A 14,079-nucleotide genomic window follows, 5' to 3' on the forward strand; every position below is an offset into this window, starting at 1 on the left:
CCAGAGCAGGGCCTTTCTAGAGCATTAATATTAGTTTCACCGAAGCATGCTCTGTACGCGATCAATAGTGCCATTTATATACACTTATGAACCAGTTCTGCTTATCACCAAAACTCTTTAAACTGACGCCTCATCCTTTGCACCAGACACCTCCACTCCGACAAGGGTGTAGTTGTCCTTAGTGTGCCCCTCGATAACGCATTTTATGATAGCGTCACAATATTCTTGGAGACTAGAATATGACAAAGACAAGTCTCTGAAGTATTTTTTGGGGATCACAGAATAAACCCCATCTGTCATAACTAAGAGGCGATCACCATTAGCCACTTCCAGCTCAAACTCCTGAAAAACAAATTTGGCCATGGTTCCGACCGCACTATAGAGCACATTCCGTCGGGGATACGTACTTGCCTCCGACTTAGTAAGTTTACCCGATAGAAGAAGCCTTGCAACTTCCGAGTGATCTTGGGTGATTTGTTGCACTCCGTTTTTCCTGAGAAGGTAAACTCTGCTATCACCACTATGCACTCCGTAGGCTTTATTTCCACAGAGTACCAAACAAGTAAGCGTCGTTGCCATCCCGGTCAAGTCTGGATCTTTCGAAGCTAGATCAAGTATCACGTCATGCGTACTAATTATGGCATCTTTCGGCGAAGAACCATTCTTTACTGCGGCCATGAAATTTTCACAGGCTTTTCGTGATGCAGTTTGCCCTCCCTTATTGCCACCCACACCATCTGCGACAACAAGATAGAGGCTGTCAGAAACATTTTCAACCAGGAAAAAGTCCTGATTTTGTTCCCTGGGCCCCTTATCTGTCTGGGAAAATACCATCATAAATTACACCGGGCAGATTTGTGTTAGCGTAGATACAATGCTCGGATGCAAAGACGCTCTTTCCACTCCAATGGAGTTTTCCATGTGAGCTATCATTCGGCACGCCTTATGACCAAGCACACGTAGTTCTAAAGCGAGACGATTAGCAATGCGAGCATCAAGTGTTGGTTTACATACGTTGTGAAACTTTTGTTCAACATACCAACGATTGTGGCTCGTTCCCATTTCGAGATATGCCAAAAGAACTTCAACTTGGCAGTCGATATTTTCCGTAGTGAAAAAACGTGACAGACGATTTGCGATACCGTCACACTCATTGAAGTCAAAGTAACTATCCTTGACCCACTTTGCATACTCAACGCCAAGCCGACTAGCAAGATCTGGGCTAAGCAGAATTAATTCATCAATACGATCTATTGAAATAGTGGAAAGTAGCGCACGCATATCACTTGAAGAAGATTCATCTTCGACCTTCTCGACAATAGTTCTCCACGTCTGCTGAGTCAAAGGGGAGTTATTCTTCAAAAGGTCTATCAATGCGGCGACTTGTGCTTGAGCAACCACTACTGGCGCTTGCCCTACAGAGAGAATGGCATCCCTCAAAGCAGCTACACTTTGAAAGCGTCGATTGGGCTCTCGTCTAGTACAGCAACGCATAATATCTGCGTAGGGACCGATTTCTTGAATTTCAGAGCACGGAATCCGATCATCGACACCAAAAAGGTCGTGAAGTATACAGCCAGCCGAATATATGTCTGACATCGGAGATGCACGACGCAAGTCAGCAACTATTTCTGGCGCCGTGTAGTAATCCGACCCCATCCTCATCCCAGTCTGTGTAAGTACAGACAACTGAGTATCTCTCAAGGATATGAGACCGAAATCACTAATCACATAAGCAGCACCATCGTTGAAATTAAGCTTCAGTACGTTTTGTGGTTTCAGATCCCTATGCGTAATTCCCACGCTGTGCAAATACTCTAGCCCAGCAAGTATATCCATCATAACGGCTATCGGATTACCGCCCAACGTTTGATCTAAGCGTAGATCTTTGTCAAGGGTGGAAGCGGCCACCGGCATCAAAAACCAAGGAGGGTTATCTGCCAACTGAGAGCGCAGCACTGGCATGATGTTACGATGTTGTAGATTAGCTTGGACGCTAGCCTCCCGAATGAAGCGACTCCTAATATTAGGAACTAGTTCATCAGGAAAACTGGCAGGTTGATTATTGCTGAAGGTTTTCCTAGCAAAGGCGTTCCCGTTTAGGTCCCTAACGAGGTCGACGTTACCAAACCCACCGCTTCCTATGCGACTCTCAAAATTCAACATTTTGGGCTCCCCCCCAGAGTAGTTTGCACAATATACCTGCCTGAGGAGGACTTTTCATCGACCATGAGGAAGTGAGATGTGAATAGTTATCTCGTGATTCCATCGGTCAGCCCTCTATGACCTTTGTTAGGCCATGGGGAGTCATGCAGATGACCTGTCGCCTGCGATTGGATTGCCGAACGCGACAGGTATTTGGAGCTACGACGGGGAAGCGAATGCTACCAGTACGCTCTTTGCAGCCTAAAAATTATGGGGCTGGCTTCAAAATGGGCTCTACTGCGACCAACTCTGAATGAATAGACATGATGCTCGCTTCCCTTCCAGGGGTAGGGTTGAGCAAAAACCTTCTCCGATCACCGATCAGGGGCAAGTGACTGCACCCGCCCTGCACCCATGAATATTTTATTCATGGTTTGAAATCGCTAGAAGCCTCGAATAATATGGTGTCCCAGGGCAGGTTCGAACTGCCAACCTTCCCCTTAGGAGGGGGATGCTCTATCCAATTGAGCTACTGAGACACGGGACGACCACGAGAAACGCGGTGCGTTGGACGGCGAGCATGTTAACGGCCAGCCCCGCTTTTGTCATGCATCCCCGCCTATTAAGTGTAGGCAAATGGTACGGCCCACCGTCTCGTCAAGCGAATAGCCCGTGACTCCTGCCGCCGCTCATCTGTCCCAGGCTTGTCGATCTAGTAAATCGGCCAATTGCCACTATCCTATACGTAACAAGGAAAGCAGCCGTCTTGTTCCGCACCGGTTATCCGCCCAACGGTATGGCACAACGACACGATGCAGTGGTCACAAATGCGGAACCTGACGGTTTTTTCAAACCAGTCCGCATTTTTTGATGAAAGGTGCTGGCATAACGCCTTTACCCGGATCAGAATTTGTCACAGAATTGGCGCCAATGATCTGGCAATTTTGAGGCATGATGCGGGCCTCATAACAATTCAGGTTGAACATTTGGCTGCGCGCCTTGTCCTATCGACATCCTGCGGCCAATCCCGAGAACCGCTCCCCTGAACTAACCGGTTAATAAATATGCGCCCAATGACAAAGCCAATTTATTCCAGCCGTACGGCTGACAAGTTCGTCGTACGTCTGCCAGACGGAATGCGCGAACGCATTGCCGAGGTGGCTCGTAATCATCACCGCAGCATGAACTCCGAAATCATTGCGCGCCTGGAGCAAAGCCTGATTCAGGAAGGTGCATTGGGCGAAGAGCTGAGCATGCGCCTGGACAGCCCGGAGCTTTCGCTGCATGAGCGCGAGTTGCTTCAACGCTTCCGACAACTTTCCCATCGTCAGCAGAACGCCCTTGTTTCGCTGATCGCCCACGACGCCGAAATGGCCGCAGACGCGTCCTGATCGCGTCCAAGATATTAAAGCCAGCCTCGTGCTGGCTTTTTTTTGCCCGAAATATGGCCGCGGTGAAAAGCAATCGCCCAGAAAAAAGCCCGCGCGGCAGGGCGGGCTTCTTGATAAGCCATTCAGAGCAGGAAGATCGTCGCCAAGCCCAGGAAGATAAAGAACCCGCCGCTGTCGGTCATGGCGGTGATCATCACGCTGGCCCCCATCGCCGGGTCGCGACCCAGGCGAGCCAGCGTCATGGGAATAAGTACCCCCATCAATGCTGCCAACAACAGATTGAGGGTCATCGCAGCAGTCATGACCACGCCCAACGACCAGCTTCCATAAAGCAGATAGGCCACAACGCCAATCACGCCGCCCCAAATGACGCCGTTGATCAAGGCCACCGCCAGTTCCTTGCGCATCAACCGCGACGTGTTACCCGTACTGACCTGGTCCAGCGCCATGGCGCGAACGATCATGGTGATGGTCTGGTTGCCGGAGTTACCGCCGATGCCGGCAACGATAGGCATCAACGCCGCCAGCGCTACCAGCTTCTCGATGGAGCCTTCGAACAGGCCGATGACTCGCGATGCGACAAACGCCGTGATCAGGTTGATCGCCAGCCAGGCCCAGCGGTTACGCAGGGATTTCCAGACAGAAGCAAAAATGTCTTCTTCTTCCCGTAGACCCGCCATGCTGAGGACTTCGCTTTCGCTTTCCTCACGAATCAGGTCAACCATTTCGTCGATGGTGAGACGGCCGATCAGCTTGCCGTTCTTGTCCACCACCGGCGCCGAGATCAAGTCGTAGCGCTCGAACGCCTGCGCCGCATCGTAGGCATTCTCGTCAGGGTGAAAGCTCACGGGATCGCTGGCCATCACCTCGGCCACTTGCTTTTCCGGGTCGTTGACCAGCAGGCGCTTGATGGGCAGTACGCCCTTGAGCACGCCGTCATAATCGACGACGAAGAGTTTGTCGGTATGCCCCGGCAGCTCCTTCAGACGACGCAGGTAGCGCAAGACCACTTCAAGGCTGACGTCCTCACGGATCGTCACCATCTCGAAGTCCATCAGCGCACCGACCTGCTCCTCGTCGTAGGACAACGCCGAGCGCACACGCTCGCGCTGCTGGCCATCGAGGGCTTCCATCAGTTCATGGACAACGTCGCGGGGCAATTCGGGGGCAAGGTCGGCGAGTTCGTCGGCGTCCATTTCCTTGGCCGCAGCGAGAAGCTCATGATCATCCATGTCGGCGATCAGGGTCTCACGAACCGAGTCGGACACCTCAAGCAAGATGTCGCCGTCGCGATCAGCCTGGACCAGTTGCCAGACCGTCAGGCGCTCTTCCAGCGGCAAGGCTTCAAGAATGTAGGCGACGTCGGCGGAGTGCAGGTCATCGAGCTTGCGTTGCAACTCGACGAGGTTCTGCCGGTGGACCAGATTCTCGACCCGGTCATGATGCGGCCCTTCCTGGCGATGCGTCAGGTCTTCCACGACCCGCTGGCGATGCAGCAGCTCAACGACTTGAGCGAGGCGATCCTGAAGGCTTTCCTGCGTTTTTTTTACTTCGATTTCAGTCATAGGCGAACTCCACTCCCAGCAGTGGAGCACGCCGGAAGGATCAATCAGTTAATTCATGATTGGCAAAACAAGCTGTTGAGTAACTACTGGGTAAGTCCATGAAGATATTCCAAAGCCCCGGCGGGGCTGACGGGCGCAATCATACACCGCTTGGCGCTGTAAAACGTTAAAAAATCATGGCAAGAACAAGCGCTTGCGAGACAAACCTGAACACAGGCTGAACCTCCGTATCTACGACGACTTATTCTGAAAAGAAAACACACCGCCTGGCAAAAGTGCAGCAGCTACCCTTGCTCTATTCACCGTCAAGGAGGGACGCCAGGATGCCTGGATTTCGCTGTCTATTTTGGCTCTACGCCCTGCCCTGCCTGCCGCTCTGGGCTGCTGACCACGTTGTGCATCGCTGCGAAGATCTCGATGGACAGGTCACCTTCACGACCTTGAGCTGCGGCCCGGGAGAAACCCTGACGCTGCAACCGATCCATTCGTTCAACCCAGGCTACATCGAGCCGATGCTGCCCGAAGCCGAGAGCCATCAAACATCCAGCAACAAAACCAGGCGCAGGGAACCGACCATCGTCGGTCGCCTCGAAGACCGCTGCGGGAACCTGATCAGCGCCGGCCAGCGCCGCGAAGCGATCATCAACCGTCGGATCATCGCTGGCATGAGCCAGCAAGACGTCGAGAGCGCGCTTGGCAAGCCCGACACGATCAAGGTGCGGAATTCGAGCACGCGGTATACCTACAAAACCAAGAAGGGTCGCAGTGCAGAGGTGGTATTTGATGAGAAAGGATGTGTGAAAACCTGAATCGCAGACAGCAAAAAGCCCGCGTTAAACGCAGGCTTTTTGGTGTTTGGTGCACTCGACAGGATTCGAACCTGTGACCGCTCGGTTCGTAGCCGAGTACTCTATCCAGCTGAGCTACGAGTGCAAGTTGTGGTTTTATACCAGATCACAACTGGTTGAAGCCAAGTTATTTGCATTGCTGCAAGCAACTCTTAAATGGTGCACTCGACAGGATTCGAACCTGTGACCGCTCGGTTCGTAGCCGAGTACTCTATCCAGCTGAGCTACGAGTGCATTTGTTGCCGCGCATTATAGGTCGCCAAATCTTTTTGTAAAGCGCTTTTTTCAGTAATTTCAAACACTTACCGATCAAGCCAGATTACAGCGCACTAAACGAATAATGGCGGAGAACGGGGGATTCGAACCCCCGACACCCTTTTGAGGTGTACTCCCTTAGCAGGGGAGCGCCTTCGGCCACTCGGCCAGCTCTCCGCAACACGGGGCGTATATTAACCACCTTCATCCCCGTTTGCAAACATAAAAATCGATAAAAATTAATGGCTTGGTTCGTCGTCCTTCTCTTTCTTGATACGCAGGTAAATTTCCTCGCGGTGCACAGCGACCTCTTTCGGGGCGTTGACGCCGATACGCACTTGGTTTCCTTTGACGCCGAGCACGGTCACGGTGATTTCGCCATCGCCAATAATCAGGCTTTCTGCACACCGACGGGTCAGAATCAGCATACCTTTCTCCTCACGCAATTCACTTAAGGGACAACCGTCTGCAAAAAAAAGGCATGGGACCTACAACCGAAACGGTCGCAGCCTACAGGCCTAGTATTGACCAGCGCGCGCAAAAGAACAGTTTTGGGACACGCCATTCAGAAAAACAAAGGGCGCGGTAAAAACCGCGCCCTCAAGGCAACGCCTTACTCGCCCTGTCGGGCCGCAGCGTCGAGTTCAAACGCCGTGTGCAGGGCGCGCACGGCCAGCTCCAGGTACTTCTCTTCGATCACCACGGAAACCTTGATTTCCGACGTGGAGATCATCTGGATATTGATGCTTTCCTTGGCCAGGGATTCGAACATGCGGCTGGCCACTCCTGCGTGGGAACGCATGCCGACACCGACAATCGAGACCTTGGCGATCTTGGTGTCGCCAACCACTTCGCGGGCACCGATCTCGCCGGCCGTTTTCTTCAACACGGCTTCGGCGGACTGATAGTCGTTGCGGTGCACGGTGAAAGTGAAGTCGGTGGTGTTATCGTGCGCGACGTTCTGCACGATCATGTCGACTTCGATATTGGCGGCACTGATCGGGCCGAGAATCTTGAACGCCACGCCGGGGGTGTCTGGCACGCCACGGATGGTCAGCTTGGCTTCATCGCGGTTGAAAGCGATGCCGGAAATGATCGGCTGTTCCATGGATTCCTCTTCATCAATAGTAATGAGGGTGCCCGGACCCTCCTTGAAGCTGTGCAGGACGCGCAGCGGAACGTTGTACTTGCCAGCGAATTCAACCGCACGGATCTGCAATACCTTGGAACCGAGGCTGGCCATTTCCAGCATCTCTTCGAAGGTAATCTTGTCCAGGCGTTGAGCCACGGGCACGACCCGTGGATCGGTGGTGTAGACGCCATCGACATCGGTGTAGATCTGGCACTCGTCAGCCTTGAGGGCCGCCGCCAGCGCCACGCCCGTGGTATCGGAACCACCACGGCCGAGGGTGGTGATGTTGCCGTGTTCGTCCACGCCCTGGAAGCCGGCGACCACCACGACGCGACCGGCCTTCAGGTCGCCGCGAATCTTCTGGTCATCGATCTGCAGGATACGCGCTTTGTTGTGCGCACTGTCCGTCAGGATCCGAACCTGGTTGCCGGTGTAGGACACCGCCGGCACGCCACGCTTGATCAGCGCCATGGCCAGCAAGGCGATGGTCACCTGCTCGCCGGTGGAAACGATCACGTCCAGCTCGCGGGGAACCGGTTGCTGGTCGCCGCTGATTTGCTTGGCCAGATCGATCAGACGGTTGGTCTCGCCGCTCATGGCCGACAGCACGACCACCAGGTCGTCGCCCGCTTCACGGAATTTCTTAACCTTGTCGGCGACTTGTTCGATTCTCTCGACGGTGCCGACCGAGGTGCCTCCAAATTTCTGTACGATCAAAGCCATTTCAAAGCCGCCTCTGCCCATGAAGGGCGCCCAAATAATCAATCAACAGCGGCCGGGCCCACCTTGGCGAGCCCGGAGCGCCGTCTTAAATACCCTGCTCTACAAATGCAACGGTCTGGGCCAGTGCCGCGTCCAATGCGCCGGCGTCGGTACCGCCGCCTTGCGCCATGTCCGGACGACCACCGCCCTTCCCGCCCACTGCTGCAGCGGCCTGCTTCATCAAATCACCGGCTTTGAGTTGGCCAGTCAGGTCTTTGGTCACGCCTGCGACGAGAACGACCTTTTCCTCATGGACACCGCCGAGCAGGATCACTGCGCGGCCGAGTTTGTTTTTCAGTTGATCGACCAGCGCCAGCAGCGCCTTGCCATCCTGGCCGTCGAGACGCGCGGCCAGCACTTTGACGCCCTTGACGTCCACCGCCTGGGCCGACAGATCGTCGCCCGCGGCGCTGGCAGCCTTGGCCTGCAACTGCTCGAGTTGCTTTTCCAGCAGGCGGTTGCGCTCCAGCACAGCCGACAGCTTGTCGATCAGGTTGTCACGGCTGCCCTTGATCAGGCTTGCCGCTTCCTTGAGTTGTTCTTCCGCCGCATTGAGATACGCCAGCGCCGCAGCGCCAGTGACCGCCTCGATACGCCGCACGCCGGAGGCCACGCCGCCTTCGCTGACGATCTTCAGCAGGCCGATGTCGCCGGTGCGATTGGCGTGGATGCCACCACACAGTTCAACGGAGAAGTCGCCCATGCTCAGCACGCGCACGCTGTCGCCGTACTTCTCGCCAAACAGCGCCATCGCGCCCTTGCGCTTGGCGGTCTCGATGTCGGTTTCTTCGGTCTCTACCGGGGAGTTCTTGCGAATCTCGGCGTTGACGATGTCTTCCAGCGCCTTGAGTTGTTCAGGCTTGATGGCTTCGAAGTGGCTGAAGTCGAAACGCAGGCGCTGGCTGTCCACCAACGAACCTTTCTGCTGGACGTGCTCACCCAGCACCTGACGCAAGGCTGCGTGCAGCAAGTGCGTGGCGGAGTGGTTCAGCGACGTCGCGTGACGAACCTCGGCATCGACATGGGCCGCCACCGGGGCAGCGATCATCAGGCTGCCGGAGGCCAGCACGCCGTGGTGCAGGAACGCGCCGCCGGTCTTGGTGGTGTCACGCACGTCGAAGCGCGAGTTGCCGGCCTGCAGGTAGCCGCAGTCGCCGATCTGGCCGCCGGACTCGGCGTAGAACGGGGTCTTGTCCAGCACGATGACGCCTTCCTGGCCTTCGCTCAGGATGTCGACCGACTGGCCGTCCTTATAGATGGCGACGATCTTGGCCGAACCGGTGGTTGCGCTGTAGCCGGTGAATTCGGTGGCCACGTCAACCTTGACCAGGCTGTTGTAGTCCATGCCGAAGGAGCTCGCGGAGCGTGCACGCACACGCTGGGCTTCCATCTCGCGCTCGAAACCTTCCTCGTCGAGGGTCAGGTTGCGTTCGCGGGCGATGTCGCCGGTCAGGTCCATCGGGAAGCCGTAGGTGTCGTACAGCTTGAACACCACGTCGCCAGGGACCACGTTGCCCTTGAGTTCGGCCAGGTCCTGTTCGAGGATCTTCAGGCCTTGCTCCAGGGTCTTGGCGAATTGCTCTTCTTCAGCCTTGAGCACGCGCTCGATGTGCGCTTGCTGGGACTTGAGTTCCGGGAAGGCTTCGCCCATCTCGGCCACCAGTGCCCCGACGATCTGATAGAAGAAGCTGCCCTTGGCGCCCAGTTTGTTGCCGTGACGGCAGGCGCGACGGATGATCCGGCGCAGCACGTAGCCGCGACCCTCGTTGGACGGCAGCACGCCGTCGGCGATCAGGAAGCCGCAGGAGCGGATGTGGTCGGCCACGACTTTCAGCGAAGCCTGGTTGTCGTTGGTGCAACCGATGGCCTTGGCCGACGCGGTCAGCAGGCTCTGGAACAGGTCGATTTCGTAGTTGGAATGGACGTGCTGCAGCACCGCACTGATCCGCTCCAGGCCCATGCCGGTGTCCACAGACGGCGCTGGCAGCGGATGCAACACGCCATCGGCGGTGCGGTTGAACTGCATGAAGACGTTGTTCCAGATCTCGATGTAACGGTCGCCGTCTTCTTCCGGCGAGCCGGGTGGGCCGCCCCAGATGTCGGCGCCGTGGTCGTAGAAGATCTCGGTGCAAGGGCCGCACGGGCCGGTGTCGCCCATGGTCCAGAAGTTGTCGGAGGCGTAAGGCGCGCCCTTGTTGTCGCCGATGCGCACCATGCGCTCAGCCGGGACGCCAACTTCCTTGGTCCAGATGTCGTAGGCTTCATCGTCAGTCGCGTAGACCGTTACCCAGAGTTTTTCCTTGGGCAGGTTCAGCCACTTGTCAGACGTCAGGAACGTCCAGGCGAAGGTAATGGCGTCGCGCTTGAAATAGTCACCGAAGCTGAAGTTGCCCAGCATTTCGAAGAAGGTGTGGTGACGAGCGGTATAGCCGACGTTTTCCAGGTCGTTGTGCTTGCCGCCGGCGCGCACGCATTTCTGGCTGCTCACCGCACGGGTGTAGGCACGTTTTTCCTGGCCCAGGAAGCAGTCCTTGAACTGGTTCATCCCCGCGTTGGTGAACAGCAGGGTCGGGTCGTTGCCCGGAATCAAAGAGCTGGAGGCTACTCGGGTGTGGCCTTGCTCTTCGAAGAAGCGAAGGAAGGCTTCACGGATTTCTGCGCTTTTCATTAGGTTCTTCCACGGAGGCTGCGGCCAAAGGCCTGTGCATAACGTCAACAGACGAAGCAACGGCAAAGGGCCGCATTATATCGGCCCTTTGCGTGGGGTACAGCGTGTTTATGCGATAGAAACTGTCAATTGGCGCGGTTGGCGGGTCATTGGCGGGAAAATTCGACGAAAGTGGCGACTACCTGATCAATTTGCGCCGCGCTGACGTCCATGTGCGTCACCATTCGCAGGCGCGACGCCGCGCTGAGCTTGACGCCCCGCTCACCGGCAAACGCCTTGATCGCCTCGGCCCGCTCGCCCATTTGCACATAGACCATGTTGGTCTGCACCGGCTCGACCTCGTAGCCCGCCGCCCGCAAGCCCTCGGCGAGCCGCTGGGCATTGGCGTGGTCATCCGCCAGGCGCTGGACGTTATGCTCCAGGGCATACAGCCCCGCCGCCGCAAGGATCCCGGCCTGACGCATGCCGCCACCGACCATCTTGCGCAGCCGGCGTGCCTTGCCGATCAGTTCGGTCGTACCGCACAGGACCGAGCCCACCGGAGCGCCCAGGCCCTTGGAAAGGCACACCGACACCGAATCGAAATGCTGGGTGATTTCTCGCGCATCGACATTCAATTTGACGGCTGCGTTATACACCCGCGCGCCGTCCAGGTGCAGGGCCAGGCCATGTTCCCGCGTGAAGCGCCGAGCCCGGGCCAGGTATTCCAGCGGCAGGACCTTGCCTTGCATCGTATTTTCCAATGCCAGCAGCCGGGTACGGGCAAAGTGAAAGTCGTCGGGCTTGATCGCCGCCGCGACGTGCGCGAGATCCAGGGAGCCATCCGCCTGCACTTCGAGAGGCTGAGGCTGGATCGAGCCGAGCACCGCCGCACCGCCACCCTCGTATTTGTAGGTGTGGGCCTGCTGGCCAACGATGTATTCGTCGCCGCGCTCACAATGGGCCATCAACCCCAGCAGGTTGCTCATGGTGCCCGTGGGCACGAACAACGCCTCGGCAAAACCCAGTCGTTGGGCCAGCTCGGCTTCGAGGCGATTAACGGTCGGATCTTCGCCATACACATCGTCGCCGGTCGGCGCGCTGGCCATGGTATCCAGCATACCGGCTGTGGGTTGGGTGACCGTGTCGCTGCGAAGATCGATAACACTCATGAATCTGGCCTCGGGTTCTGGTGGGGGAATTCCCTTTCGGAGGGCAATTACTGCGGGCATGGCGAAGAATAATCAAGCCCAGGACCACACTAACCCAACAGATTATCCAAATCCCTGTGGGAGCGAGCTTGCTCGCGATGGCGGCAGTACATCCTGCATCGATGCAAGCTGAACCACCGCTATCGCGAGCAAGCTCGCTCCCACAGTAGTTTATGTGTTAAAAATTCTCCGCCGTCACATGCCGTGTCGGCAAAACGTTCTCAGGGCGGGGTGCAATTCCCCACCGGCGGTAATTGCGCGCAATGCGCATAGCCCGCGAGCGCTTGGCACTACACGGCTTTTGCGGTGCAGCGACAAGGTCAGCAGACCCGGTGTGATCCCGGGGCCGACGGTCATAGTCCGGATGAAGAGAGAACGGGATTGACACCCAAGGGCCGACTGCGACTCTGTGCGCGGCGTACCCTCGAATCCCCTTCGATTCATGACGCCCTGTTTTTCACACAAACAGGAACCAGAACATGCAACCCACCGCAATCGACAGCAAGACCAAAAACCATCCGGGCGAGCGCGTCGCGTTCATCCAGGCCTGCTGGCACAAGGAAATCGTCGACCAGAGCCGCAAAGGCTTTGTCGCCGAGATGATCAGCCAGGGCTATCAGGAAAGTGACATCGACTTCTTCGAAGTCGGCGGTGCCTTTGAGATTCCGCTGCACGCCAAACTGCTGGCCAAATCCGGCCGCTACGCCGGCATCGTCGCGGCCGGCCTGGTAGTAGACGGCGGCATCTACCGCCACGAGTTCGTCGCCCAATCGGTGATCAGCGGCCTTATGCAGGTGCAGTTGGAAACCGAAGTGCCGGTGTTCTCGGTCGTGCTGACGCCGCATCACTTCCATGCTGGGGAAGAACATCAGAAGTTCTTCTTCGAGCATTTCGTGCACAAGGGCCAGGAAGCGGCGAAGACCTGCGCCGATACGCTGCACAAGACCCGGGCGCTGCGTCGCAGTGAGCAGCGGGCGGTAGCGGTTTAAAAGCCGCTAAAGAACCTGTGGGAGCGAGCTTGCTCGCGAATGCGGTGTGTCAGTTAACAAATAAGTTGTCTGACACTCCGCATTCGCGAGCAAGCCCGCTCCCACACTGGAATGATGGGGCTTTAGATCAGGTTTTCGTCGGTTGCCGGCACGATCAGGATGCCAGCCCGCAAGCCATTCTTCACCTTGGGATTCGGGAAGATGATCCGCGCGCCCTCTTCTTCGATCACCCAGCGCGTATGGGCGATGTCTTCGGCCAGCACGTAGCCTTTTTCAAGCTCGGAGAAGTTCTCGATGTCCGTCGGCAGGTTCAGGCGGAAGCTGTCGCTGTGCTTGATGATTTCCCGCGCGACGCTGAACAGTTGCAGGCCGTCGAGGCTGTCTTCCATCTCCGGCTCGTTGCCTTCGATGATCTGTTGCAGGCGCGTTTCCAGCTGGCTGACATTGACGCCGTCGTTCTGGCCGAATGGCCGGGCCTTGCCCAACTCCAGGGTGAAGGACTCGGCACCGAGCTGATCGTAGGTATAAGCGCTGAACACGATGGACGGCTTGTTCTGCAGCAACACCGCCTCCATCCCCGCAGCACGCAGGCGCGCCAGTTCACGGCGTGAATGCTGGCGACCTTCTTTCCATGGATAGAGGGCGAACTGCTCGATCTTCGAGCCGCGGATGGCGGTGTGCAGGTCGTAATGCAAGCGGCTGCGGTCCGGCACGCTGAAGAAACTCGCGGCCAGCCGTTCCAGCTCACAGGCGCGCAACGCCTCGGGGCCGCCGCTCAGCTCATGGCGACCATTGAACAGGCGATTGACGTCCTGCTCGACAAAACGCTCGCCGCGCCGGATCGCCTCGGGATTGCCGAACAGGAACAGGATGCGTGCCCGTGGCTTCAGGTCGCCACGGGCGATGTCATGCAGCAGGCGATCGAGCAATTCGATCGGCGCGGTTTCGTTACCGTGGATACCGGCCGAGAGCAGCAGGTCCAGGCCGTTATCCCGTGCCTCGGGCGGCTTGACCTCCAGCGCGCCCTCGCTCAACCAGCGCATCCGTACGCCTTCGACAGTCAGTTGAGTCTTCTCCGCCGGTTCACGGCCGGCGAGGGTCAGTTCAAGCAGTTTGCCGAGGGCGAGCATAGTG

General features: G+C 57.0%; 10 protein-coding genes, 4 tRNA genes, 1 pseudogene and 1 riboswitch. Of the genes and pseudogenes, 3 read left to right on the forward strand and 12 right to left on the reverse strand.

The window, feature by feature from the left end; translation table 11 throughout:
- Positions 1-117 precede the first annotated feature (117 nt).
- The 3 genes from AB4N42_RS24965 to AB4N42_RS24975 all read right to left on the reverse strand — a co-directional run bounded on the left by AB4N42_RS24965 (position 118) and on the right by AB4N42_RS24975 (position 2,684).
- Positions 118-837 carry a PP2C family protein-serine/threonine phosphatase gene (locus tag AB4N42_RS24965; protein ID WP_460115485.1) on the reverse strand — a complete coding sequence of 240 codons (720 nt, stop codon included), beginning with the start codon at positions 835-837 and terminating at the stop codon, positions 118-120.
- A 3-nt stretch (positions 838-840) separates the two neighbouring features.
- Positions 841-2,166, reverse strand: a complete 1,326-nt coding sequence (locus tag AB4N42_RS24970; RefSeq protein WP_460115486.1) for a serine/threonine-protein kinase — start codon at positions 2,164-2,166, stop codon at positions 841-843.
- 441 nt (positions 2,167-2,607) lie between these two features.
- A tRNA-Arg gene (locus tag AB4N42_RS24975) sits at positions 2,608-2,684 on the reverse strand.
- 525 nt (positions 2,685-3,209) lie between these two features.
- Between AB4N42_RS24975 and AB4N42_RS24980 the strand changes: the two genes are divergently transcribed.
- Positions 3,210-3,536 carry an Arc family DNA-binding protein gene (locus AB4N42_RS24980; protein ID WP_030142445.1) on the forward strand — a complete coding sequence of 109 codons (327 nt, stop codon included), beginning with the start codon at positions 3,210-3,212 and terminating at the stop codon, positions 3,534-3,536.
- 122 nt (positions 3,537-3,658) lie between these two features.
- Here the strand turns inward: AB4N42_RS24980 and mgtE are convergent, their stop codons facing one another.
- Complete coding sequence (mgtE, locus tag AB4N42_RS24985) at positions 3,659-5,101, reverse strand: magnesium transporter (protein ID WP_030142446.1); 1,443 nt, start codon at positions 5,099-5,101, stop codon at positions 3,659-3,661.
- Between the two features lie 323 nt (positions 5,102-5,424).
- On the opposite strand from mgtE, the pseudogene AB4N42_RS24990 reads away from it, so the two are divergent.
- Positions 5,425-5,938 (forward strand): annotated as a pseudogene (locus tag AB4N42_RS24990) (cell envelope protein SmpA).
- 19 nt (positions 5,939-5,957) lie between these two features.
- Here AB4N42_RS24990 and AB4N42_RS24995 read toward each other — a convergent pair.
- The 7 genes from AB4N42_RS24995 to ltaE form a co-directional block, all read right to left on the reverse strand.
- A tRNA-Arg gene (locus tag AB4N42_RS24995) sits at positions 5,958-6,034 on the reverse strand.
- Positions 6,035-6,106: 72 nt separating this feature from the next.
- Positions 6,107-6,183, reverse strand: a tRNA-Arg gene (locus tag AB4N42_RS25000).
- Positions 6,184-6,290: 107 nt separating this feature from the next.
- A tRNA-Ser gene (locus AB4N42_RS25005) sits at positions 6,291-6,381 on the reverse strand.
- A gap of 62 nt (positions 6,382-6,443) precedes the next feature.
- The gene (csrA, locus tag AB4N42_RS25010; protein WP_003178872.1) at positions 6,444-6,632 is read right to left on the reverse strand and encodes a carbon storage regulator CsrA; all 189 of its coding nucleotides are present in this window, start codon (positions 6,630-6,632) and stop codon (positions 6,444-6,446) included.
- Positions 6,633-6,817: 185 nt separating this feature from the next.
- On the reverse strand, positions 6,818-8,059 hold the full coding sequence (locus AB4N42_RS25015) for an aspartate kinase (protein ID WP_030142447.1): 1,242 nt from the start codon (positions 8,057-8,059) through the stop codon (positions 6,818-6,820).
- Between the two features lie 85 nt (positions 8,060-8,144).
- Positions 8,145-10,766: an alanine--tRNA ligase gene (gene alaS / locus AB4N42_RS25020; protein ID WP_030142448.1), complete on the reverse strand. Its 2,622-nt coding sequence runs from the start codon at positions 10,764-10,766 to the stop codon at positions 8,145-8,147.
- A gap of 146 nt (positions 10,767-10,912) precedes the next feature.
- Positions 10,913-11,917 carry a low-specificity L-threonine aldolase gene (gene ltaE / locus AB4N42_RS25025; protein ID WP_334597055.1) on the reverse strand — a complete coding sequence of 335 codons (1,005 nt, stop codon included), beginning with the start codon at positions 11,915-11,917 and terminating at the stop codon, positions 10,913-10,915.
- A gap of 252 nt (positions 11,918-12,169) precedes the next feature.
- Positions 12,170-12,337: riboswitch (FMN riboswitch) on the forward strand.
- Between the two features lie 98 nt (positions 12,338-12,435).
- Here ltaE and AB4N42_RS25030 point away from each other — a divergent pair.
- The gene (locus tag AB4N42_RS25030) at positions 12,436-12,945 is read left to right on the forward strand and encodes a 6,7-dimethyl-8-ribityllumazine synthase (RefSeq protein ID WP_030142450.1); all 510 of its coding nucleotides are present in this window, start codon (positions 12,436-12,438) and stop codon (positions 12,943-12,945) included.
- Between the two features lie 122 nt (positions 12,946-13,067).
- Here the strand turns inward: AB4N42_RS25030 and astE are convergent, their stop codons facing one another.
- The gene (gene astE / locus AB4N42_RS25035) at positions 13,068-14,075 is read right to left on the reverse strand and encodes a succinylglutamate desuccinylase (protein ID WP_460115487.1); all 1,008 of its coding nucleotides are present in this window, start codon (positions 14,073-14,075) and stop codon (positions 13,068-13,070) included.
- Positions 14,076-14,079 lie beyond the last annotated feature (4 nt).

The organism is Pseudomonas sp. H2_D02 (assembly GCF_054677635.1).